At 65.4% G+C, this 21,599-nt stretch carries 22 protein-coding genes; 13 read left to right on the top strand and 9 right to left on the bottom strand.

Going from position 1 to position 21,599, the window contains the following annotated elements:
* Nucleotides 1-199 precede the first annotated feature (199 nt).
* The 5 genes from GVM20_RS13615 to GVM20_RS13595 all read right to left on the bottom strand — a co-directional run bounded on the left by GVM20_RS13615 (nt 200) and on the right by GVM20_RS13595 (nt 3,356).
* Nucleotides 200-1,006: a motility-associated ABC transporter substrate-binding family protein gene (locus tag GVM20_RS13615; RefSeq protein WP_166547738.1), complete on the bottom strand. Its 807-nt coding sequence runs from the start codon at nt 1,004-1,006 to the stop codon at nt 200-202.
* Nucleotides 987-1,406 carry a hypothetical protein gene (locus GVM20_RS13610; protein ID WP_166547737.1) on the bottom strand — a complete coding sequence of 140 codons (420 nt, stop codon included), beginning with the start codon at nt 1,404-1,406 and terminating at the stop codon, nt 987-989. The genes GVM20_RS13615 and GVM20_RS13610 overlap by 20 nt, the downstream gene beginning before the upstream one ends.
* Nucleotides 1,403-2,443, bottom strand: a complete 1,041-nt coding sequence (locus tag GVM20_RS13605; RefSeq protein WP_166547736.1) for a cysteine synthase A — start codon at nt 2,441-2,443, stop codon at nt 1,403-1,405. The genes GVM20_RS13610 and GVM20_RS13605 overlap by 4 nt, the downstream gene beginning before the upstream one ends.
* A gap of 195 nt (nt 2,444-2,638) precedes the next feature.
* Nucleotides 2,639-3,007 (bottom strand): DUF1905 domain-containing protein, encoded by a 369-nt coding sequence (locus GVM20_RS13600; protein ID WP_166547735.1) that lies wholly within the window; start codon nt 3,005-3,007, stop codon nt 2,639-2,641.
* Between the two features lie 31 nt (nt 3,008-3,038).
* Entirely contained in the window at nt 3,039-3,356 is a 318-nt protein-coding gene (locus GVM20_RS13595; RefSeq protein WP_166547734.1) for a 2Fe-2S iron-sulfur cluster-binding protein, read from the bottom strand.
* A gap of 106 nt (nt 3,357-3,462) precedes the next feature.
* Between GVM20_RS13595 and GVM20_RS13590 the strand changes: the two genes are divergently transcribed.
* From GVM20_RS13590 to GVM20_RS13580, 3 genes are all read left to right on the top strand, one after another.
* Nucleotides 3,463-4,080 (top strand): DNA-3-methyladenine glycosylase family protein, encoded by a 618-nt coding sequence (locus GVM20_RS13590; protein ID WP_166547733.1) that lies wholly within the window; start codon nt 3,463-3,465, stop codon nt 4,078-4,080.
* A 61-nt stretch (nt 4,081-4,141) separates the two neighbouring features.
* Nucleotides 4,142-6,094 (top strand): S9 family peptidase, encoded by a 1,953-nt coding sequence (locus tag GVM20_RS13585; protein ID WP_166547732.1) that lies wholly within the window; start codon nt 4,142-4,144, stop codon nt 6,092-6,094.
* Nucleotides 6,095-6,177: 83 nt separating this feature from the next.
* Entirely contained in the window at nt 6,178-6,984 is an 807-nt protein-coding gene (locus GVM20_RS13580; protein ID WP_166547731.1) for an SDR family oxidoreductase, read from the top strand.
* Nucleotides 6,985-7,089: 105 nt separating this feature from the next.
* On the opposite strand, the gene GVM20_RS13575 is transcribed toward GVM20_RS13580, so the two are convergent.
* Together GVM20_RS13575 and GVM20_RS13570 are read right to left on the bottom strand one after the other, a co-directional pair.
* Nucleotides 7,090-8,238, bottom strand: coding sequence for a hypothetical protein (locus GVM20_RS13575; RefSeq protein ID WP_166547730.1), 1,149 nt, complete (start codon nt 8,236-8,238; stop codon nt 7,090-7,092).
* Entirely contained in the window at nt 8,235-8,534 is a 300-nt protein-coding gene (locus GVM20_RS13570) for a 4a-hydroxytetrahydrobiopterin dehydratase (RefSeq protein ID WP_166547729.1), read from the bottom strand. Before GVM20_RS13570 ends, GVM20_RS13575 begins: the two co-directional genes overlap by 4 nt.
* 65 nt (nt 8,535-8,599) lie before the next feature.
* On the opposite strand from GVM20_RS13570, the gene ccmA reads away from it, so the two are divergent.
* The 3 genes from ccmA to GVM20_RS13555 are packed head-to-tail and all read left to right on the top strand — an operon-like array spanning nt 8,600 to nt 10,529.
* Entirely contained in the window at nt 8,600-9,217 is a 618-nt protein-coding gene (gene ccmA / locus GVM20_RS13565) for a heme ABC exporter ATP-binding protein CcmA (protein WP_166547728.1), read from the top strand.
* Nucleotides 9,217-9,867, top strand: coding sequence for a heme exporter protein CcmB (locus tag GVM20_RS13560; RefSeq protein ID WP_166547727.1), 651 nt, complete (start codon nt 9,217-9,219; stop codon nt 9,865-9,867). The genes ccmA and GVM20_RS13560 overlap by 1 nt, the downstream gene beginning before the upstream one ends.
* On the top strand, nt 9,867-10,529 hold the full coding sequence (locus tag GVM20_RS13555; protein ID WP_353653165.1) for a hypothetical protein: 663 nt from the start codon (nt 9,867-9,869) through the stop codon (nt 10,527-10,529). The genes GVM20_RS13560 and GVM20_RS13555 overlap by 1 nt, the downstream gene beginning before the upstream one ends.
* 58 nt (nt 10,530-10,587) lie before the next feature.
* On the opposite strand, the gene map is transcribed toward GVM20_RS13555, so the two are convergent.
* Both map and GVM20_RS13545 read right to left on the bottom strand, forming a co-directional pair.
* The gene (gene map, locus GVM20_RS13550; protein WP_166547726.1) at nt 10,588-11,415 is read right to left on the bottom strand and encodes a type I methionyl aminopeptidase; all 828 of its coding nucleotides are present in this window, start codon (nt 11,413-11,415) and stop codon (nt 10,588-10,590) included.
* 32 nt (nt 11,416-11,447) lie between these two features.
* The gene (locus tag GVM20_RS13545) at nt 11,448-12,290 is read right to left on the bottom strand and encodes a PdaC/SigV domain-containing protein (protein ID WP_166547725.1); all 843 of its coding nucleotides are present in this window, start codon (nt 12,288-12,290) and stop codon (nt 11,448-11,450) included.
* A 64-nt stretch (nt 12,291-12,354) separates the two neighbouring features.
* Between GVM20_RS13545 and GVM20_RS13540 the strand changes: the two genes are divergently transcribed.
* The 7 genes from GVM20_RS13540 (at nt 12,355) to GVM20_RS13510 (ending at nt 21,572) form a co-directional block, all read left to right on the top strand.
* On the top strand, nt 12,355-13,740 hold the full coding sequence (locus tag GVM20_RS13540) for a leucyl aminopeptidase family protein (protein ID WP_166547724.1): 1,386 nt from the start codon (nt 12,355-12,357) through the stop codon (nt 13,738-13,740).
* Nucleotides 13,741-13,831: 91 nt separating this feature from the next.
* Nucleotides 13,832-14,194, top strand: coding sequence for a hypothetical protein (locus tag GVM20_RS13535; protein WP_166547723.1), 363 nt, complete (start codon nt 13,832-13,834; stop codon nt 14,192-14,194).
* 4 nt (nt 14,195-14,198) lie between these two features.
* Nucleotides 14,199-15,128: an N-acetyl-gamma-glutamyl-phosphate reductase gene (gene argC, locus GVM20_RS13530; protein WP_166547722.1), complete on the top strand. Its 930-nt coding sequence runs from the start codon at nt 14,199-14,201 to the stop codon at nt 15,126-15,128.
* 220 nt (nt 15,129-15,348) lie between these two features.
* On the top strand, nt 15,349-15,687 hold the full coding sequence (locus GVM20_RS13525) for a P-II family nitrogen regulator (RefSeq protein WP_086608397.1): 339 nt from the start codon (nt 15,349-15,351) through the stop codon (nt 15,685-15,687).
* Nucleotides 15,688-15,755: 68 nt separating this feature from the next.
* The gene (gene glnA, locus GVM20_RS13520; RefSeq protein WP_166547721.1) at nt 15,756-17,165 is read left to right on the top strand and encodes a type I glutamate--ammonia ligase; all 1,410 of its coding nucleotides are present in this window, start codon (nt 15,756-15,758) and stop codon (nt 17,163-17,165) included.
* A 156-nt stretch (nt 17,166-17,321) separates the two neighbouring features.
* The gene (locus tag GVM20_RS13515) at nt 17,322-18,281 is read left to right on the top strand and encodes a calcium/sodium antiporter (RefSeq protein ID WP_166547720.1); all 960 of its coding nucleotides are present in this window, start codon (nt 17,322-17,324) and stop codon (nt 18,279-18,281) included.
* A 123-nt stretch (nt 18,282-18,404) separates the two neighbouring features.
* Nucleotides 18,405-21,572, top strand: a complete 3,168-nt coding sequence (locus GVM20_RS13510) for an autotransporter domain-containing protein (protein WP_166547719.1) — start codon at nt 18,405-18,407, stop codon at nt 21,570-21,572.
* Nucleotides 21,573-21,599: the final 27 nt, after the last annotated feature.

Raw genomic sequence — 21,599 nt, 5'->3', positions numbered from 1 at the left:
GGTATTTTCCGGGAAAGGACGGGAAAAGTTGATATCTACATGATTATATTGATATTTTTGTCTTTTCCTGAGGCCATTTCCGGCGGGTGATTCACCCCGGAAACCCCGCCGAACGCACCGAAATCACACAGTTTCCCGCAGAATCCCCCGCCTGGCCCGACTCCGAGTCCCTGTGTTCCCGCGTTTTCCCGCAGCCCGATCATCGCAGCGCCCCCGCGATCACGGCGCGCATGGTCGCCCCGCCCTCGCCAGCGAGCGCCTCATGCTCGAACAGCGCGGCATCGGCGATCAGCGTGACCTCACCCTTGCCCACCCGGCAGCGCGCCGCCGCGCCGTTGGCGAGAAGGGTGCAGTCCGCCGCAGTGGGATCGGTGATGGCGATCGCGCCGGACAGGGCCAGCGGCAGCGCGGTTTCACCTAGGGGGGCGGTGGTGACGGCCACGGCCTGATCCTCGTCAAAGCTGACCGCCAGCCCCCAGCGCGCGACCACTGGCGGGATCAGCGCGGTATCAACCGGGCGGCGCGGGTCGCCCAAGGGCAGGTCGTACTCGCCCGTCAGTGCCGGATCGAGCACCAGCAGCAAGCGACCACCAGCGCGCACCCAGCGATCCAGCGCGACATTGTCCGAGGCGGAAAGCCCGCGCGGCTGAATGATCGCAATCCGGCGCAGTCCAGCAAGGGGGTCAAGGTCAGGCTGATCCGCAGCGAGCGCGGGAATGGGCGACAGCGTGTCGAGCGGCTCCACGGCATAGCTGCCCGCCAAAGCGGAACGCTGCCACGGCACTTCGCCCTGCCCCTGCGCGATGGCGGCCAGATCGGCACCCAGCGGCCAGTACAGCGGCAGGCTGCTCATCAGGCCCAAGCGTGTGGCGGGGCGATTGAACGCCTCGGCGCTGGCGTCTGTGTCAGCGCCAGTCTCCGTCACTGCCGGAGAGGCGCTGCACGCGCTCAGCCCCAGCAACACCGCGCCTAAGGCGGCACGGATGCTATTGCTCAGGGGCGACATTGCCCGAAGCGGGAGGCGGCAGCGCGGGCATGGGCGAAGCACTGGGATCGGCCGCAATATCGGGCACCACGCCCGCATCGGCGAGCGGATTGGCCTGCGCGGGCACAGAATTGGGTTCGGTGGTGGGAGCCGCCTCAGGCACGGCAAGGTCTTCGTTGAGCTCCGCCTGCCCGCCGATGATGCTCGCCAGCCCGACCAGCAGTACCATCGCGCCGATCCCGAACATGCCGACTTGCAGACGTTGCACCGCCTCAGCGCGAGCCTGTCCTGCGGTGGAGATATCCTCCGGCTCGGGCTCGCCTGCGGTCCGCGACGAGGTGACCATGCGCCGGACGCCCGGGCCGAACAGGCTGCGCTGATTCATCCGCCGCAACCGCTCGATCAGCGAAGGGCGGCTCATGCGCTTACCGCCTCGGCCGACGCAGTGCTGCGAGCGAGCCAGTCGAACACCGGCAGGCCCTTCGCGGCCAGCCAGTCGGCGTTGTAGAGCGTGGAGAGATAGCGGAAGCCCGTGTCGCACAGGATCGTGGCGATCTGCGGATTGGGGCGACCTTCGGCGACCAGCTCCCGCCCCAGCGCCACCGCGCCTGCGACATTGATGCCGGACGACAGGCCAAGACACAGGCCCTCTTCCTTCAGCAACCGCTCGACCCAGACGAGGCCTTCCTCGTCACTGATGCGGTACTGCGTGTCGATCGGCGCGCCTTCGAGGTTGGCAGTGATCCGGCCCTGCCCGATGCCTTCTGCGACCGAGGAGCCTTCGGCGCGCAATTCGCCGTGAGCGTAGTAATTGTAGAGCGCCGCGCCGTGCGGATCGGTGAGCGCGATGCGGATGTTCTCGTCGAACGCCTTGAGGCCGAGGCCCACGCCTGCAATCGTCCCACCCGTGCCCGCGGCGCAGGTAAAGCCATCGACGCGGCCGCCGAGCTGCTCCCAGATTTCCGGCGCGGTGCCTTCGATATGGGCGCGGCGGTTGGCGATGTTGTCGAACTGGTTGGCCCATACCGCGCCGGGCGTCTCCTCTGCCAGACGACGCGAGGTGTGGACGAAGTGGCCTGCGTCCGCGAACTTGGTGGGCGGCACCAGCACCAGCTCCGCGCCCAGCGCGCGCAACGTGTCCATCTTCTCCTTAGACTGGTTGTCAGGCATGACGATGATCGTCTTGTAACCCTTGGCATTGGCGACCAGCGCCACGCCGATGCCGGTATTGCCCGCCGTGCCTTCGACCACCGTGCCGCCAGGCAGCAATTCGCCGCGCGCTTCGGCATCACGGATGATCCAAAGCGCCGCGCGGTCTTTCACCGAGGAGCCGGGGTTGGCAAATTCGCACTTGCCGTAGATGTCGCAGCCAGCCGCCGCACTGGGGCCGGCGAGGCGGACGATGGGGGTATTGCCGATAAGCGCGAGCGTGTCGCCAAAGGGGCGGGTAATGTTCATGGGGACTGAATTAGGCGCTGATGGGGCGCGGGGCAATGTCGAAGAGGCAAAGTCCCTCCCCGTTCCGTCGGAATGGGGAGGTGGCGCGCGCCGCGAGGCGCGTGACGGAGGGGTAGGCGGCTGGGCATCACCCCTCCGACCGAGGCCTGCGGCCTCGCCCACCTCCCCATTGCTCCGCAACGGGGAGAGACCTTATCATGCCAGCGCCAGCCGCACTTCGACTTCTGTCCCCTCGACGATCTTCTCAGCCTTGCGCACCGCAGCCTTGAGCGGGAGCAGCCAGCCACCCGCCTGTTTGGACGGGAACAGCGAGGTGCGCCACGTGGTGTTGCCGATGGTCGCCTCGACATAGACCGAGCCCCAGGCGGCGGCGTTGGTCGCAGCAGCGCGGATCGCCTGCGCGGTCTCGCCATCAATGGTCAGGAAATACCATGAGCCTTTGGCAGGCGCGCCGTCGCTGCCTTGCCAGAGCCACACGGGCCCACGTACCTGCCACGGCCCCACGGAGCCGGTGGAGACATGGCCCAACTCGTCACGCAGGAACCGGGCGAGGTCAGCGTCCACGTTGTCCGCTTTGCCCCCGCCCTTCGAAAACTCAGTCTTCCGGCGCGATCGTGACGTGCAGACCGTCCAGATCGGCGGTCAGCGGGATCTGGCACGACAGGCGCGAAGTCGGGGCGCGGTGATCGGAGGATTCGAGCAGGTCGTCCTCGTCTTCGCTCATCTTCGGCAGCTTGTCGGCGAAGGCCGGATCGACATGAATGTGGCAGGTCGCGCAGGAGCAGCACCCGCCGCACAGGGCCAGCAGCTCGTCAAAGCCATTGTCGCGGATCGCTTCCATCACCGTAAGGCCCTCGCCGACGGCAATCTCGCTGGTTTCGCCTTCGCGGTTGGTGACGACCAGTCTGGGCATGGATCGAAGTTCCTTTTCGGCTATTGGGCGCAAGGATGTGCGCTGTGAGGGTGCTCGCGGGCTGCTATGATAGTCTGGCGCGCAAGGCAAGTTAAGGAAAGTGGCAGTGGGGCTGACAGCGAAAAAATTGCGCGATGATCTGGACGCGCTGGCGTTGCGAGAGCCGCAACTGGCAGCGGCGCTAGAGCGGGTCGGCTATCCCGAAGCGCGCGTCCGCGAGGCCGGATTTGCAACCATGTTGCGCACGATCATCGGCCAGCAGGTCTCGGTCGCGTCGGCGGCATCGGTGTGGAACAAGCTTGAGGCGGAACTGGGCGCGGACTTTACCCCGGCCTGCCTGCTGTCGCGCGATTTCGATGCCTTGCGCGCCTGCGGGCTGTCGCGGCAGAAACAGGGCTATGCCCGGTCCCTGTGCGAACTGACGCAATCGGGCGAGCTTGATCTGCACAACCTGCCCGCCGATGACGAAGAGGCGATTGCACTGCTCACCCGGATCAAGGGGATCGGGCGCTGGTCGGCGGAAATCTACCTGCTGTTCGCCGAGGGCCGCCCCGACATCTGGCCCGCAGGCGATCTGGCGGTGCAAGAGGGCGTGAAGCGTCTGCTCGATCTGGAGGAGCGCCCTGGAGAAAACGTTACCCGCAAGCTGGCGGAGCCGTGGTCGCCGCAGCGCGGCAGCATGGCGATCTTCACCTGGCATTTCTACGCCAACCCGGCGCTATAACGCGGCAGGGCCGCTTGAAGCTGCCCGCATGGTGTCTTAACTGCGCAATACAGGAGAGACCATGACCGACACTGCCACCCTTATTCCGCGCACCGCTCTGTTCGGCAACCCGACCCGCGCCGCCGGACAGATCAGCCCCGATGGCCAATGGCTGAGCTGGCTCGCGCCCAAGGACGGCGTGCTCAACATCTGGCTTGCGCCTGCCAGCGATCCGCAAGCCGCGCGCGCTGTTACGCACGCCGTCGAGCGCCCGATCCGCCAATACTTCTGGTCGCCCGATGCGAGCGCGGTGATGTATATTCAGGACAAGGGCGGAGACGAGAATTTCCTGCTCTACCGTGTCGATGTGACCACCGGGGCCGAGACCACTCTCACCCCGTTCGAAAACACCCGCGTACAGCTGGTCGGCGCATCGACCACGCGGAAGGACAAGCTGCTGCTCGGCCTCAACAACCGCGATCCGCAATGGCACGATATCCACCTGCTCGACCTGACGACCGGCGAATTGACGCTGGTCTTGGAGAACAACGCCTATGCCGGGTTTGAGGCGGACGACACGCTGACCCTGCGCATGGCGATGCAGCAGAATGAGGTTGGCGGGACGGATTACTTCCGCGTGGTGGACAACGTGGTCGAGCCCGATCCCTTCGAAACCTCGGCGATGGAGGATGCGCTCACCACCTCGCCTGCCGGATACACCAGCGACGGGGCGACGCTCTACTGGCTCGACAGCCGCGGGCGAAACACTGCGGCGCTGTTCGCGCAGGACACCGCCACGGGGGAGCGCCGCCTGATCGCCGCCGACGACCGGGCCGATATCAGCAATACGCTGCGTCACCCCGTCACCGGCGTGGTTGAGGCTTTTGCGGTCAATTACCTTTCCACCGAATGGACCGCGATTGATCCGGGCATTGGCGCTGCACTCGCGTGGCTGCGTGAGCGGCTGGAGGGCGAATTCAGCGTGCAGAGCCGCACCGATGATGACAGCGTGTGGATCATCGCCAATGACCCGCTGACCAAGCCGGTGCGCACCTTCATCTATGACCGCGTCACCCAGACGCTCATCCCGTTCTACGTCTCACGCCCCGAGCTGGAGGGAGCGCCGCTCCAGCCGACGCACCCGGTTGAGATCGCGAGCCGCGATGGTCTGACCCTGCCCTGCTATCTCACCCTGCCGCCGGGTAGCGATCCGGACGGCGACGGCAAGCCCGACACGCCGGTGCCGATGGTGCTGCTGGTGCATGGCGGGCCGTGGGCGCGCGATACTTATGGCTTCAATGGCGTGCACCAACTGCTCGCCAATCGCGGTTACGGCGTGCTCAGCGTCAACTTCCGCGGCTCGACCGGGTTCGGCAAGGCTTTCCTCAATGCGGCGAACAAGCAGTGGGGCCTCACCATGCACGACGACCTGATCGACGCGGTCGATTGGGCTATCGCGAACGGCATCGCCGCGCGCGACAAGGTCGCGATCATGGGCGGCTCCTACGGCGGCTATGCGACGCTGGCCGGCCTGACCTTCACGCCGGACGTGTTCGCCTGCGGGGTCGATATCGTCGGCCCGTCGAACCTCGAAACCCTGCTCGAAACCATCCCGCCCTATTGGGCGCCGCTGGTGAAGACCTTCCACGAACGCATGGGCGACCCGCGCACCGAGGAAGGCCGCGCGCTGCTCAGGGCCGCCAGCCCGCTCTACAAAGCCGACAAGATCATCAAGCCGCTGCTGATCGCGCAAGGAGCGAATGATCCGCGCGTCAAGCAGTCCGAAAGCGACCAGATTGTGGGCGCGATGAAGGCGGCGGGTATCCCGGTCACCTATGTCCTCTACCCCGATGAAGGCCACGGCTTTGCCCGGCCGGAAAACAACATATCGTTCTATGCCATCGCCGAGAATTTCCTCGCCGAATGCATGGGCGGGCGGGCCGAACCGCTGGGCGATGCACTGGCCCCGGCGAGCGCACAGATCGTCGAAGGAGCGGACCATGTGAAGGGGCTGAAGGCCGCGCTCGGGGGATAGCACGGCCAAGCGCCATTCTGCCTGCTGACAAGCGTGTCAGTCCGCTCTAGACGGTTGCAAAACGCAATCGAGAGGGGATTACCATGACCGTCCAGCGCAGCATCTTCATCACGGGCGGGGGATCGGGCATCGGCCGTGCGACCGCGCTGCATTTCGCCGCTCGCGGCTGGTACGTGGGCGTGGCCGACATCAACGAGGCCGGGATGGCCGAAACCCTCGGCCAGATTGCGGGTGAGACCAAGTGGTCGGGCAAGCTCGACGTGCGCGACCGCAAGGGATGGGACGAAGCGCTATCGTCCTTCGCCGCGGCTGCCGGCGGGCGGATCGATGTGCTGGTCAACAATGCCGGGATCGGCACCGGCGGATCGCTGTCCGAGCTCGACCCCGAGGAAATCGACCGCTGCCTCGATATCAATCTCAAGGGCGTGCTCTACGGCGCGCAGGCGGTCTATCCCTACCTCAAAGCGAGCGCGCCGCGATCGGCGCTGGTCAACATTGCCAGCGCAGCGGGAATCGCAGGCTCAGCGGGCATGAGCGTCTATTGCGCCACCAAGTTCGGGGTCCGCGCGATCAGTGAAAGCCTTGATGCGGAATGGTCGCCAGACAGGATCACGGTCGCCTCGGTCTGCCCGGCCTTCATCGACACCCCGCTGCTCAACGGCACCGGCAACCGCAAATCGAACGAACAGATTCGCGACCGGGTGACGGCGGCCGGTTTGGAGATCAGCCCCGTGTCGGATGTGGCGAAGGCGATCTGGGACGCGGTCCACGGCGACAAGCTCGATTACTTCGTGGGCGCCACAGCAAGGCGGATGGCCTTCGCCAAGCGCTGGATGCCGAGCAAGGTCAGGAAGCAATTGCGCGCGAGTTCGGGGCCGCTAGGAAGGTAGATTTTTGTCCGCATCGCCTCCGCGATGCGAAATCCTCGCTCACGCTGGCTACGCCACCGTCGCTGCGGGCGGCCAGTCGGCCTTGCGGGCCTTACAGGCCCGGATTCAGCGCAAGCTGTCCATCACCGCCCGGCCCTCCGCGGAGAGGAACGGGCGGGCCTTGGCCCACGGGAGGACAACCTCCTCGGTGCAGGCGAAGATCACGTGCGGGAGCTGCTGCACGAACACCGGGCCGTCGCGGGTGAGGCCGATCTGCCAGCCGGAGCCGCCAAACCCATCGGCCATCCCGCATTCATCACCGTCCTCCCGCTCCGGCCAATGCGCCAGCACAGCTTTCCCAAGCGCTTCGGACAGGCCCGCAATCGGACGCTTGGCGGCCTTCGGTTCGGTCTCGGCTTCCCCATCATAGAACGCGAGCGCGCCGCTCTTGAACCAAGCCGCCGGATCAACCTCGACGCCGCTATCGCGGTCATAGACGGCGAAGCCAGTGAAATGATTGGGATGCGCGCCCCCGCAATAGCTGCTGCCGCTATCGCGGACGCCCAGCCAGCGGGGCGTTATCAGGATCGGCACCACCGCCTGTTCCAGGTAGCCTGCCGCGCCGCTGCCATTGGCCATGCTCCACCCGGCGCATTGCCCGGCGAGATGCGCCGCAGTGCCATCGGGCAGCGCCTCCGCCAACGCGCGGTTGACCGCCGCGTCGCCGGGCCGCACCCGATCAAGCGCGAAGCTGGTGACGGCGTAATCATCAAGCCCCGAACGCTTGGGCCCGGCATAGGCCAGTTCGGTGTAGTCGGTGCCGTCGAAACTGGCCCGCTTGGCCGTGGTCTCGCCCCCCGCCAGCAGCGGCGCAAGGAAGGCTTCGCTTTCGCAGGGAGAGCCGTATTCGGGAATGCTGGCCGGGACGGCGATCAGGCGGATGGGCAGCGTTGTGTCGCCGCTGTGCCAGTCCCCCGTGATGCGATCGTCAGCGTCGGGCGCCAAGCTCCACGTCGCCCCGGTTTGATCGTCAAAACTGCGGCTTTCGCGGACGACCTGCGGCGCATTGTCATCTGGCAGCTCCAGCCGGATCGGCTCCAGCACGGCATCGGCATAATAGGCCCCGGCACGAGAATCCTGGTCGAAGAAGCAGGCGGTGATCGCGGTCGCGCCAAGCGTGCCACGCCAGATGCGCCCCTCGTTCTGAGGCCCCTGCGCTACGACCGGCGCAGCTGTCAGCGCAAGCGCGACAAAGAACCCAGCCGTCCGCATCACGCCAGCGCGTCAATCGCTTGCGCCAGCGTCACATCGCGCTGGGACAAGCCGCCGGTATGGCCAGCGTCATGGGTGGTCAGCGTCACTTCGACCTTCGCATAGACGTTGAACCATTCGGGGTGGTGATCCTGCGCCTCGGCCAGCAGGGCAACCCGGCTCATAAAGCCCCACGCCTGCGAGAAATCCTTGAACTGGAACGTCCGCGTGATCGCCTTGCCCTCGCGCGCCAGCGCCCATGCGGGGTGATCGGCGAGCAGCTGGGTGATTTCTTCGCTCGTAAGCTCGGGGACGGACATGGGGCAGGTTCCTTGAAAAGGCGTCGCTTGTTTGCGCCGCCCCTTTTCCCTAACGCTGCGCGCCAATGCAAGCGCCCTCACCCGCCCTGTCCGCGCATGATCTCGCCTGCCGTCGGGGTGACCGGCTGCTGTTCCGGCGGCTGTCGTTCGCGCTCGAAGCAGGAGCAGCGTGCCATGTCACGGGCGCGAACGGCGCGGGGAAGACCACGCTGATCCGCGCGGTGGCCGGGCTGACGACGCCTTATGCGGGCGAAGTGCGGCGGACGGGCGCGCTGGCGCTCCTGGATGAACGCGCCGGGCTTGACCCTGACCTGCCGCTAGGCCGCGCACTGGAGTTCTGGGCGAAGATAGACGCAGTGGAGCACCTCGCGCTGGAAAGCTGTTGCGACCGGCTCGCCCTCGGCAACCTGCTGGACGTGCCGGTGCGCTACCTTTCCACCGGCCAGAAGAAACGCGCCGCGCTCGCCCGCGTGCTGGGGCAGGCCGCGCCGGTGTGGCTGCTGGATGAGCCGCTCTCGGGCCTCGATGTCGCCTCACAGGCGCTGGTCAGCACGCTCGTGCGCGAGCACTGCGACGGCGGGGGGATCGCGCTGATCGCCTCGCACCAGCCGCTCGATGTGCCGGGGATGACGAGCTTTGCGATCGAGGACTTCGCGCCCGCGCCAGCCGAGGCGGAGGTCTGATGCTGGTGCAACTCCTGCGGCGTGACCTTGCGCAGTTCTTCCCCTTCACCGGGAGCGGCGCCGCCCTGCCCGTGGTGTTCTTCGTCGCCGTCGCCATGCTGTTCCCCTTTGCGGTCGGACCGGACGCCAACATCCTCGCCAAGACTGGCGGCGGGGTGGTGTGGATCGCGGCGCTGCTGGCCGCGATCCTGCCGCTGGAAAAGCTGGTGGCGCGAGACATTGAGCTCGGCTTCTTCGACCAGTTGAAGCTGCGGGGCATGGCGGAAGAGGCAATGATGGCGGTGCGCCTCATCGCCCATTGGCTGAGCTTCGGCCCGCCACTGGTGCTGGCGACCTTCCCGGCGGCGGCGCTGCTGAAGATCGAGGGCGAGACTTTTCAGATCCTGCTGCTGGGGCTTATCGCAGGCACGCCCGGGCTGGCCGCCATCGGGCTGATGATCGCCGCTCTGACCGCGTCATTGCGCGCAGGGGCAGCTCTTTCCGGCCTGCTGCTGATCCCGCTGGCCCTCCCCATCCTGATTTTCGGTGCCGGTGCGCTCGCCCGTCAGGATCAAGTCAGCCTCGGCTTCGTTGGAGCCATAAGCCTCGCGCTGGTGGCACTCGCTCCGTTTGCCGCCGGAGCCGCGATCCGGGCGGCAAGGGAGAATTAGTGAGAGCGCCAGAAAGCCACGTTCGCGCGAACGAATTGATGGGCAATATCGCATTGGGGCTGCTCGGCTTCACGCTGTTTGCTTTCGCGCTGAAGGCGGCGGCGCACCCTGAGGTGCAGGTACGCTACACCCCGATTGTGGTGTTCCACGCGATGAGCATGGTCGCCTGGCTGGGCTTGCTCGCCATGCAGGCCTTCGCCGCCGCGCGCTTCAAGCTGGCCGCCCACCGCGCCACGGGCCGCGCCTCAATTGCGCTGGTGGGCGCGATGCTGGTGAGCGGGTCGGTGATATCGTGGCGGATCGGGTTGGAACTCGGCCGCCCCGAGGTGACGGTGGTGAACCTCGCCGCCTTCGCGACCTTTCTCCCGCTGTATTTCGCCGCCCTGCACTTCGCCCGCAGGCGAGACATTGCCGCGCACCGCCAGGCGATGCTGATCGCGACGCTGGCGCTGATGACCCCCGCCTATGCCCGCGTGGTGCAGGTGCTCGGCCTGCCCGATCCGGTCGCGATTGCAGTACAGCCGCCGATCACGATTGCTATTGCGGTGGGCTATGATTGGGTGCTGCACGGGCGTGTGACCCGGCCGACGATGGCGATGCTGGCGTTTTCGGTTGGGCTGGTGGTGGTGATGTGCGCGGCGCTGGCGGTGTTGTTTTTGTAGCGCCAAGTGAGCGAGGCCCCGGGGCAAGCCCGGGGAGACGTCATTGAAATCGCATAGGTCAAAAGTAAGGCGGGCAATCACGCCCGGTCGGGCTCTTGGTGAAAATCTCGTTCCCCGTTTCGGTGATTGCAATCGAATGCTCGAATTGCGCCGACAGGCTCTTGTCCCGTGTCACCGCGGTCCAGCCGTCGCCCAGCACCTTGGCCCAGGGCTTGCCGAGGTTGATCATCGGTTCGATGGTGAAGAACATTCCCGGCTTGAGCTCAGGGCCCGTCCCGGCCTTCGCCGCGTGGACCACTTCGGGCGCGTCGTGGAACAGGCGGCCGAGGCCATGCCCGCAGAATTCGCGCACCACGCCGTAACGGAACTGGTTCGCGTGCGCCTCGATCGCCGCGCCGATATCGCCCAGCCGCGCGCCGGGCTGCGCTGCCGCGATGCCGAGCATCAGGCATTCGTAAGTCACTTCCACGAGCTTCTTCGCCTTCAGCGATGGCTCGCCCGCGTAGAACATCCGGCTGCTGTCGCCATGCCAGCCATCGACCAGCGGTGTCACATCGATGTTGAGGATGTCGCCATCCTTCAGCACCTTGTCACCCGGAATGCCGTGACAGATCACATGGTTGATCGAGATGCAGGATGAGTGCGCATAGCCGCGGTAGCCGAGCGTGGCTGGCACCGCGCCCGCATCCAGCATCATGCCCCGCACCGCATCATCTATGCTGCCGGTGGTGACGCCGGGGCGCACCAGTTCGGCGCAGGCGTCGAGGATTTCAGCGGCGAGCCGCCCGGCCTTGCGCATCGCGTCAAAGCCATCCGGCCCATGCAGTTTGATGGTGCCATCGCGAAGGACGGTCTGGTCGCCGTCGACAATTTGATATTCGTGCATCGGGCCTACATAGCGAGGGCCGCGCCAAAAAGCTACTTTCCCAGCGCAAAAGCCGCCTTGTATTCGGGCCTGACCGCCGCCAGCACCTCGGCGGTGACGGGGAAGGTCAGCTCGTAGCTTCCCTCGGCATAGGAGCCCGCGACATAGGGATCGGCGATCAGGCCGACCCGGTCGAAGTGGGTCTTGTTCGACGAGCCGAGCAACACGGTAAGCTCTGCGATCTGCGGACAGGGGAAGGTGGAGCTGTCGGCTGGCTCCATACCGAGCCGGGTAACGCGGTCGCGCTGCAACGCCTTGCACCAGCGGGTGTAAAGCGCGTCCTGGAGCGCGGCCTCGGAGACGAACAGGTCCTTGGGCGCGAGCGCCGCATTGGCCTCACGGTCCCACACAAGCCCGCCCGAGCCGCTGTTGCCATGCGCCCCGCCGGTATAGGCATAGAGTTCCCATGACAGCGACAGGAAGCGCGGAACATCCGCGACCACGTCCCATGACTTCTGGAGATCACGGTTGACGCAGGCGATGCAGTCGCTGTCGCCGAATTCGCGCAAGGATTCCTGCCACTCGGCTTTCTGTTCGGCGAGCAGCTTGTCCCGCTCGGCGGTCAGGCGGTTGGTCAATGCGGGGATGGCGGAGACCTTGGCCGGCCAGCTGTAGCTGAACTCGCGCTTCGCCTCGCCTTCATCTTCGTTGTCGGTGAAGTTGGTTGCGCCGGGAGCGGGGGCGGACGGCGCGTCAGGTGATGCTGGCGCAGCAGGCGCAGCGGCTTGGTCGGTGCCAGCGCTGGCAGCCTTATCTTCGGGCGCGGAACAGCCTGCGAGCATCAATGCCAACATCAGGCTCGTCCCATGTCCGATGGGAAACAATGCGGTGGTCATCAGGCCTCTCCCTCCTGTCCGAATCTGCTGGTGACAATAATGCCGGGGCGATTATGGAACGGGAATGAGCGAACCCAAAGCACTGATCCGGCCCGACCGCGGCGAGGATGCGATTGCCATTCATCTGGTGAACAAGGACAGCTTCGAAGCCTTTGCCAAGAGCCTGACGGCAGGCCAGCGCGCCAGTCTTGCTGCGCAGAAATTCGAAGGCGGCGGGTATCAGTATGCGATCATTCCCGAGGGGGATTCGTGGTTCGTCGTCAGCGGCGTGGCGAACCCCGAAAGCCTGTCCAGCTGGTGCCTTGCGAAGCTCGCCGAGGAATTGCCTGAGGGGGTCTATCGCGTCGCCACCGGAGACCCCGGCCCGGCGATGTTCGGGTGGGTGACGGGGCAATACCGCTTCTCCCGCTACAAGAGCGACGATAAGAGTCAGGGCCCGCGCGTGCTGCTGACCGGGCAGGTCGGCCAGATTGACGGCTTTCTCGCTGAGGCGCAGGCCGAATGCATGGTGCGCGACCTGGTCAATGCGCCCCCTGAAGACATGGGCCCCGCCGCGCTGGAGGCCGAATGCGAGAAGCTCGCCAAAGCGCACAAGGCGGAGCTGACCGTGGTGCGCGGCGATGCCTTGGAACAAGGTTATCCGATGGTCCACGCGGTGGGCCGGGCGGCATCGCGCCACCATGCGCCGCGGCTGATGCACCTTGTCTGGGGCGATCCGGCCCACCCCGTTCTGGCGGTGGTCGGCAAAGGCGTGTGCTTCGATAGCGGGGGACTCAACATCAAGCCGGGCGCCGGAATGCGGCTGATGAAGAAGGACATGGGCGGCGCGGCCCATGCCCTGGCGCTGGCCGGGCTGATCATGGCGGCGCGGCTGAAGGTGCGGCTGCATCTGCTGATCCCCGCGGTCGAGAACGCGATTTCCGGCGGCGCCTTCCGGCCGGGCGATGTGCTTGCCAGCCGCAAGGGGCTGACGGTCGAGATCGATAACACCGATGCCGAGGGCCGCCTGATCCTCGGCGATGCGCTGACCCGCGCTTCGGAAGAGAACCCCGACCTGATCGTCGATTTCGCCACGCTGACGGGCGCGGCGCGGGTGGCGCTCGGCCCCGATCTGCCCGCCCTCTTCGCCCGGCGTGACGAAACCGCAGAGAGCTTTCTGGCCGCAGGCAAAGCCAATGACGACGCTGCCTGGCGCCTGCCGCTGCACGAGGCCTACCGCGAATACCTCGCCTCCGATGTGGCCGACATGGCGAACTCCGCCGCCAATCCCTTCGCCGGGGCGAGCGTCGCCGGGCTGTTCCTCGACCGGTTTGTCGGTGACGGCATCGACTGGGTGCATTTCGACACCTTCGCCTGGTCGCCCGCCCCCAAGCCGGGGCGCGCACGCGGTGGGCGCGGGTTGGGGTTGCGCGCATCGTGGCACGCGCTCCGCGCCCGCTACAGCACCTGAGCTTGCTCCAGAGGCGACTTGCCGCTAACGGGCCTGCCACGCCGAAGCGGGGGAACGCACGGCTCTACCGGCAAAGGCCAACGGAACGCAGATGAACGGCGCGGCGCGCGACAATTCGGAATACGCAGTGCCGGCCGGCGTGCTGGGCCTGAAAGGCCCGGTCGAGAAGCCTGCGCCCGGCACGCTGCCGTTGCGCGGTGATCTGGCGCATATGGCGCTGGCGGGCATCCACCTCGCCGCGCATTACGTGATCCCGCATGTTCATGCTGTCGGCTCGGCCGGAGCCGGTCTGCGGCTGAACCCGCGCGGTGACGCCGAGGTGTTCGTGCAACTTGCTCCCGGCACTCGGTTCGAACTGCTCGACGTGGCGGGCGAATGGGTGTGGGGTTGCCCGGGTCCGCAAGGGCCGAGCGGCTGGTGCCGGGCGAGCGAACTCGCTCCCGCAGAAGCCTAAGACGATGGCGATCCGCCTGTTCATCGACGGTGCGGTGGGCACCACCGGATTGGAAATCCGTGAGCGGTTGCAGGGGCGTAGCGAGTTCGATCTGATCGTGCTGGACGATGCCCAGCGCAAGGACGAGAGCGCCCGCCGCGACGCGCTTCATGCCGCCGACATCGCGATCCTATGCCTGCCCGATGATGCGGCAAAGGATGCGGTACGACTGGCCGATGGGTCAGCAACGCGCATCATCGACGCGTCCAGCGCGCACCGCGTGGCCGAGGGGTGGACTTACGGCTTTCCAGAGCTGATCGGGCACGCCAAAATCGCCGCTGCCCAATTCGTGAGCAATCCGGGGTGCTACCCCACTGGCTTTCTGGCGCTGGTCGCACCGCTGGTCCGTGCAGGGCTGCTGCCCGCCGACTGGCCCTACACCGTCAACGCGGTGAGTGGTTATTCGGGCGGCGGCAATGCGCTCATCGAGCGGTTTGAGCAGGACACCGACATCGCCTTCCGCGCCTACGGGCTCCAGATGGGTCACAAGCATCTCGCCGAGATGCAGACCTATGCAGCCCTTACCCACGCGCCGGTGTTCTCGCCGAGCGTGATTTCGGCGCACCGGGGTATGGTAGTCGATGTACCGCTGCCGCTCGCTGCTCTTCCCGGTCGCCCTACCCCTGCCGCGCTCCATGCAGCGCTGGCGGCGTATTATTCGGACAGTCCGTTTGTCGCTGTCGCACCGCTCGATCCGGTTCCCGGTGAGTTGTTGCTGCTGAAATCGGCTGCGCCGTGGGACGGCCTGACGCTTCACGTCTGCGGTTCGACCGATGGCACGCAGGCCCGCCTGATCGCCCGGCTCGACAACCTCGGCAAGGGCGCATCGGGGGCTGCGATCCAGAACCTCAACATCATGTGCGGCCTGCCCGAGACCACCGGCCTGCGCCTCTGACAACGCGCACTCTTGCTTAAAATTTAGGCAACCCCCGGTCAGATGCTGTGCACCATTGCGCAGTGCACCATAATCTTGCTAACCGCAGGTCTTCGGCGAAAGACATCCCTACCCTTGAGTCTTCAAGCGGCAAGGATCGTTCGCAGCCACCACCTTAGAGCTTGGCACGGTTCTTGTTAAGAATCTGTCAGCAAATCAGCCAAGCGCGGATGGGGACGACGTGAAAAAGATCGAAGCGATCATCAAACCCTTCAAACTCGACGAAGTGAAGGAGGCGCTGCATGAAATTGGCGTGTCCGGAATCACCGTCACCGAAGCCAAAGGATTCGGGCGCCAGAAAGGCCATACCGAACTCTATCGCGGCGCCGAATATGTCGTCGACTTCCTGCCCAAGGTGAAGCTCGAAGTGGTCGTCGCCGACGATCAGGCCGAGCGCGTGGTCGAAGCGATCGCCGCCGCCGCGCAGACCGGGCGGATCGGTGACGGCAAGATTTTCGTCACCCCGATCGAAAGCGCACTGCGCATCCGCACCGGCGAAACCAACGACGACGCGATCTGATTTTCCACCCTCTCCTGCCCAGCCAGACCGGCGGGCCGGCCTGAATTTATCTCGGAGGCACTACACAAATGTCGAAAGCAAAAGACGTCCTGAAGCTGATCAAGGACGAGGAAATCGAGTGGGTCGATCTGCGCTTCACGGACCCCAAGGGCAAGTGGCAGCACCTCACCATGGTCGCCAGCGTGATGGGCGAAGACGAGCTTGAAGACGGCTTGATGTTCGATGGTTCGTCCATCGCCGGCTGGAAGGCGATCAACGAATCCGACATGATCCTGAAGCCCGATCTCAGCGAAACCTGGATCGATCCCTTCAGCGCCACGCCGATGCTGATCATCAACTGCGACATCGTCGAGCCTTCGACCGGCGACTGGTATTCGCGCGATCCGCGCACCACGGCCAAGCGCGCCGAAGCCTACCTTCAGTCGACCGGCATCGGTGACACCGTCTATGTCGGCCCCGAAGCCGAATTCTTCATGTTCGACGATGTGCGCTTTGAAGACGGCTATGCCGGATCGGGCTTCGCGATCGACGATATCGAACTGCCGGGTAACACCAGCAAGGAATACGAGAATGGCAACATGGGCCACCGCCCGCGTGCCAAGGGCGGTTACTTCCCGGTCGCGCCGGTCGACTCGGCAGTCGACATCCGCGCCGAGATGGTCTCGACCATGCTCGAAATGGGTCTGCCCTGCGACAAGCACCACCACGAAGTCGCCGCCGCTCAGCACGAGCTGGGCCTGACCTTCGGCAAGCTGGTGCAGACCGCTGACCGGATGCAGATCTACAAGTATGTCGTGCATCAGGTCGCCCATGCCTACGGCAAGACCGCGACCTTCATGCCCAAGCCGATCAAGGCCGATAACGGCTCGGGAATGCACACGCACATCTCGATCTGGAAGGATGGCAAGCCGATGTTTGCCGGCAATGAATATGCCGGTCTGTCGGAAATGTGCCTCTACTTCATCGGCGGCGTGATCAAGCATGCCAAGGCGCTGAACGCCTTCACCAACCCGACCACCAACAGCTACAAGCGTCTGGTGCCGGGCTTCGAAGCGCCGGTGCTGCTGGCCTATTCGGCGCGCAACCGTTCGGCCTCATGCCGCATTCCGTACGGCACGGGCGACAAGGCCAAGCGCGTGGAATTCCGCTTCCCCGACGCGATGGCCAACCCCTACCTGTGCTATTCGGCGCTGCTGATGGCCGGGCTCGACGGGATCGAGAACAAGATCCACCCGGGCGAGGCGATGGACAAGAACCTCTACGATCTGCCGCCGGCCGAACTCGCCGAGGTGCCGACTGTGTGCGGTTCGCTCCGTGAAGCGCTCGACAGCCTGGCCGCTGACCACGAGTTCCTGCTGAAGGGCGACGTGTTCACGAAGGACCAGATCGAAGCCTATGCTGAGCTGAAGTGGGAAGAGGTGATCCGCACCGAAACCACCCCGTGCCCGGTCGAATACGACATGTATTACTCGATGTAATCCGGCCCGTCGCTGCTGCGCCTTATGTGCGGCGGCAGATGGATCTGACAGGCAAAGCCGTCCGGGAAACCGGGCGGCTTTCTTGTTGGGGTCGGGCTTTCGCAGCGCTCATGCTGGCGTTAGGAACACCCTGAACGCATTTTTCAAGGGACGCCCATGACCGAATCGCTCCTGCTGGTGGCCGGTGGCCTCGTCCTGCTCGCGCTGGGCGGCGAATTGCTGGTGCGCGGTGCAGTCGGCATGGCGGCGCGGCTGGGCATTTCGCCGTTGCTGGCGGGGTTGACGATCGTCGGTTTCGGCACCTCGACACCCGAACTGGCGACCAGCGTGCAGGCGGCACTGGCCGGATCGCCGGGCATCGCAATCGGCAATGTCGTGGGATCGAACATCGCGAACATCCTGTTCATCCTCGGCCTTTCGGCCGTGATTCTGCCGCTGAATGTCAATCCGGCGGCATTCCAACGCGATGCGATTGCGCTGGGCGGGTCGGCGCTGCTGTGCACTGGCGCAGTGATGCTTGGTGTTATCGGGCCTGTGGTTGGCCTGGCCTTGATCGCCTGCCTCGTCGGCTATGTCTGGTACGCTTACAAGTCCGAAAGCGCCGCCCCCTGCCCTGAAGGCGCGCGCCACGAGGCCGAGGCCGAGGACCGCCCCGTCCCCCCCGACACCGGCCCGGTGGTCCTTGGCGGCATGATCGTGGCGGGGCTTGCTGCGGCGATCATTGGCGCAGGCCTGCTGGTCGACGGCGCGACTGTGCTGGCGAGCGCTGCCGGCGTTTCCGAGAGCGTCATCGGCCTCACCGTGGTCGCGGTTGGTACCAGCTTGCCCGAGTTGATTGCCTGCGTGATCGCCGTCCTGCGCAAGCACGAGGACGTCGCGCTCGGCAATATTGTCGGCTCAAACATCTACAATATCCTCGGTATCCTCGGCATTACCGCCGTCATCAAGCCGATCGCTGTGCCAGCCGAGATCGCCAGTTTCGATATCTGGGTGATGCTCGGGGTGACGCTGCTGCTGCTCGCGCAACTGCGCAGTGGCTGGCGACTGACGCGGGTCGAGGGCGGCGTGCTGGTGGTGCTCTATGCCGCCTACACGCTGTTTCTTGCGACGCGTTGAGGCCTTCTTGCGCCGCATCGCGAACGCACTGCGCTTGGCCGAAAATCCAATTGAAATAATGCCTTATATGTCTCATGAAGGGACATTCGGCGGCTCTGCCTGCCGCCTTAAGGAAACAGCCGCTTGAGCTTTCCGATGCCCCTTAACCGCAGACTGCTGCTGGCAGGCACGGCCTATGCGGCCTTTTCGATCATAGCCGCCCCCGCGCTGGCAGTTGTGCCGAACGAAGACAAGACTCCGGCCGATATCGTTGACAACGCGGACGAATACCGCGGGGTCGGCATGTTTTTCCGTGCTGACGGTTTCGTGTGCACCGGCTCGCTGATCAATCCGCGCACGGTGCTGTTCGCGGCGCACTGCGTCAATGACATCCCTGAGGAGCAGTATAACGTCGACGGTGTCTCGGCCGCATGGTCGTTCAACGTCAACGCGCTGCCTGGCTTTCAGAACTGGTTTGCCAATAACTTCGCCAGCAATCCCGATCTGGCGGTGTTCAACGTCAACCGGATTGTCTGGAATGCGCGTTCGACGCAGGACGCCTTCGGTCTCGGCTTCATCGAAGCCGACGTCGCGCTGGCCAGCCTCGACACGCCGGCGGTTGGCATCCCGACCTGGGCGCTGCTGTTCAGCACCCTGCCCGCGCCCGCGACCAGCGATCCGGCACGTGGCACCGGCTATCGCGTGAACATCGTCGGCTACGGCGCCACCGGCAACGCGGTGCAGGGCGCCGTGCTCGGAATCGACTGGCGTCGCCGCGCGGCCGAGAACATGCTGGGCGGCTTCTTCTCACTCGATGATCGTGACGACATCGTCTTCGGCCCCAGTACACCGACCTTCCCGCAGAACCTCTACCAGATCGACTTCGATTCGCAGGATCGTGACTTCCCCCGCGACTTCAACGTCTATCGGGACGATGCCCTTCCCAACGAAGGCATTACGGCGGGCGGAGATTCGGGCGGCCCACTGATCCTCGATGCCGCCAACAATGCGCTGTCCAACGAAGATCTGGTGATCGGCGTCCTGTCGGGAGGTTCGCGCTTCTTCGGCGCCAGCCAGCCGTTCAGCTCGCTCGGCACTCCCAGCTTCTACCAGCCGCTGTCGCTCCACTGGCAGTATATCATCGCGAATAACCCCTACCGCTATGTGGCCGCCAAGGCGGGCAACGGGAACTGGGAGGACGACGACCACTGGGTCACGCAGCTCGACCCGATGTACCGCGTGATCAACGCGCAGGGTCAGGTGGTGAATGGCCTCCCCACCACACCGGAACTCGGCCCTGACGGAACCGGCGGCGATTTTGGCGCGGTCTGCCGTGTGTCTGGCGATCCCGACGACCTCTGCACCGATCTCGCGACCGGCGAACCCTTCGCTGCCACAGGCACCCTGCCCGCCCCCACGCTGGCCAATGGCCTGCCGGGGGCGAGCGGCTTCCCGCCGAACAATGTCGACGCCGTCACCACCTCGGCCGTGCGCATCGATCCGCGCTACTACGATGTCACGCTCAGCCAGGATGGCACCACCTCGCTCAGCAGCGACGTCACCATCGACCGGCTGACCGTGCGCGGCAATGCCGGGCTGACAGTCAATGCGGCGGGCGATCTCACCGCGCTGATCGACATCAACCAGTTCGGCGGCCGGGTGAATGTGAATGGCGGCATCGCCTCGGTCGGCGATTACACGCTGTTTGCCGGGATGCTCGAAGGCACCGGCACGATCACCGCACCGTTCCTGACCAGCGTGACGGGCGTGCTCTCGCCCGGCTCGATGGGCACGATCGGCACGCTGACGATTGACGGCAATCTGGTGATGTCGTCGGGCGCGCAGTTCAATGTCGATCTTGGCCCCGGCGCGGCGTCAGATCGGCTCGCTGTCACCGGCATCGCCAATGTGGGCGGGATCGTGAACATCGACTCGGCTGTGAACGGACAGGTCAACGGCCATGGCGAGCGTTACACCATCGTCACCGGCACCGGCGGCGTGACCGGCACCTTCACGCCCCGTTCGCTGTCAGCGATCATCAGCCAGCGCTTCATCTATCAGCCCAATGCGGTGCTGATGGAGTTCAGCACGGCGAGCTACACCACGGTGATCGACGGCAAAGATCCGGTGCAGGCGGGCTATGCGCAGCTGTTCGATCAGAACCGCACGAACGCATCCTTGGCGAGCCTGTATGGCCTCGACTTCGCCTCGGTCGGTACGATCCGCAGCACCTTTACGGGCCTCGCGCCGGTGAACGAGCAGGCGGTGCGCTCGCTCGCGGCCCAGTCGCTCAACCTGCTCCAGAACGTCAACGCCGCGCGTCAACGGGAAGCGGACAAGTCGCGGGCGGGCGGCAAGGTGGCTGTCACCGGGCGTCCGCTCGATCTGGCACAGATGAACCTTGCCGCGGTGGGCCAACCGCTCGGTGGCGCGCTGATGGCGATGCAGGACGGCGGCGACACCACCGAAGAGACCGAGACGAGCCTGCCGGAGAACGTCGGCCTGTTTCTGTCAGGCGGTTATGTCTCCGCCAATGCAGATAGCCTGCCCGGCTTCACGCAGCAGACCGATCTCTCCGGCTACTTTATCGCGGGCGGGATCGAGTTCTACCCGGGCGACAACACGATGGTCGGGCTGTCAGGCACCTACACCGCGCTCGAAGCCGACGTTCCGCTCGGTCAGCGCGTGGACGGCGAAACCTACGCGGCCTCGCTCAACCTGCGTCATGCCGTTGAGGGCGGGCCGGTGATCGATGGCCAGTTCAGCATGGGCAGCATGGGCTTCGACACCCGGCGCTCCGTGCCATTCCTCGGCGCAACGCAGATGCTCGAGTCCTCCTCGGACGACCTGCTGGTCTCGGGCGCGCTCGGCATCTCCTACGATCTGAAAAGCAGTATCGGCACTGTCTCGCCACGCATTGAGGGGCGGATTGCCCGCGTCAGCCTTGGCACCGTGCGGGAAACCGGCGGCAGTGTCGGCCTCGCAGTGGCGCGCGAAAGGTTCGAGAGCAAGCAGGCCCGCTTCGGCTTCGATTACGAAAAGCGCGGCAAGGGTGTCGCGGTCAACGCCAACGCCCAGCTGGTGTGGGAATTCGAGGATGGCCCGCAACTGCTGGCCGCCAACTTCGCCTCGGGCATCGGGCCGAATGCCGATTTCGTGCACGACACGGCTGACCACACCTGGGGCGAGGTCGGGATCAGCGCGACCGTGGGCCGTGGCCCGCTCCAATTGACAGTTGGGGCAGACACCACCATCGGCCGCGACAACGCAGATGCGCAGCTGTTCCGCGGCACGGCGACCTACCGCTTCTGATCTGTCGGACAGGTGCAAAAGCGGCGC

Source organism: Porphyrobacter sp. SLTP, from assembly GCF_009905735.1.
Classification (GTDB): domain Bacteria; phylum Pseudomonadota; class Alphaproteobacteria; order Sphingomonadales; family Sphingomonadaceae; genus Erythrobacter.
The sequence above is the reverse complement of the archived record's forward strand: the minus strand, read 5'-3'. Positions and strand labels throughout refer to the sequence as shown.

Excerpts from the sequence above, each read along its gene's own strand:
- GVM20_RS13540 (WP_166547724.1), top strand. The coding sequence starts at position 12,355 with ATGAGCGAACCCAAAGCACTGATCCGGCCCGACCGCGGCGAGGATGCG.
- GVM20_RS13615 (WP_166547738.1), bottom strand. The coding sequence starts at position 1,006 with ATGTCGCCCCTGAGCAATAGCATCCGTGCCGCCTTAGGCGCGGTGTTG.
- glnA (WP_166547721.1), top strand. The coding sequence starts at position 15,756 with ATGTCGAAAGCAAAAGACGTCCTGAAGCTGATCAAGGACGAGGAAATC.
- map (WP_166547726.1), bottom strand. The coding sequence starts at position 11,415 with ATGCACGAATATCAAATTGTCGACGGCGACCAGACCGTCCTTCGCGAT.
- GVM20_RS13605 (WP_166547736.1), bottom strand. The coding sequence starts at position 2,443 with ATGAACATTACCCGCCCCTTTGGCGACACGCTCGCGCTTATCGGCAAT.
- GVM20_RS13560 (WP_166547727.1), top strand. The coding sequence starts at position 9,217 with ATGCTGGTGCAACTCCTGCGGCGTGACCTTGCGCAGTTCTTCCCCTTC.
- GVM20_RS13595 (WP_166547734.1), bottom strand. The coding sequence starts at position 3,356 with ATGCCCAGACTGGTCGTCACCAACCGCGAAGGCGAAACCAGCGAGATT.
- GVM20_RS13580 (WP_166547731.1), top strand. The coding sequence starts at position 6,178 with ATGACCGTCCAGCGCAGCATCTTCATCACGGGCGGGGGATCGGGCATC.
- GVM20_RS13545 (WP_166547725.1), bottom strand. The coding sequence starts at position 12,290 with ATGACCACCGCATTGTTTCCCATCGGACATGGGACGAGCCTGATGTTG.
- GVM20_RS13515 (WP_166547720.1), top strand. The coding sequence starts at position 17,322 with ATGACCGAATCGCTCCTGCTGGTGGCCGGTGGCCTCGTCCTGCTCGCG.
- argC (WP_166547722.1), top strand. The coding sequence starts at position 14,199 with ATGGCGATCCGCCTGTTCATCGACGGTGCGGTGGGCACCACCGGATTG.
- GVM20_RS13610 (WP_166547737.1), bottom strand. The coding sequence starts at position 1,406 with ATGAGCCGCCCTTCGCTGATCGAGCGGTTGCGGCGGATGAATCAGCGC.
- ccmA (WP_166547728.1), top strand. The coding sequence starts at position 8,600 with ATGCAAGCGCCCTCACCCGCCCTGTCCGCGCATGATCTCGCCTGCCGT.
- GVM20_RS13570 (WP_166547729.1), bottom strand. The coding sequence starts at position 8,534 with ATGTCCGTCCCCGAGCTTACGAGCGAAGAAATCACCCAGCTGCTCGCC.
- GVM20_RS13535 (WP_166547723.1), top strand. The coding sequence starts at position 13,832 with ATGAACGGCGCGGCGCGCGACAATTCGGAATACGCAGTGCCGGCCGGC.
- GVM20_RS13585 (WP_166547732.1), top strand. The coding sequence starts at position 4,142 with ATGACCGACACTGCCACCCTTATTCCGCGCACCGCTCTGTTCGGCAAC.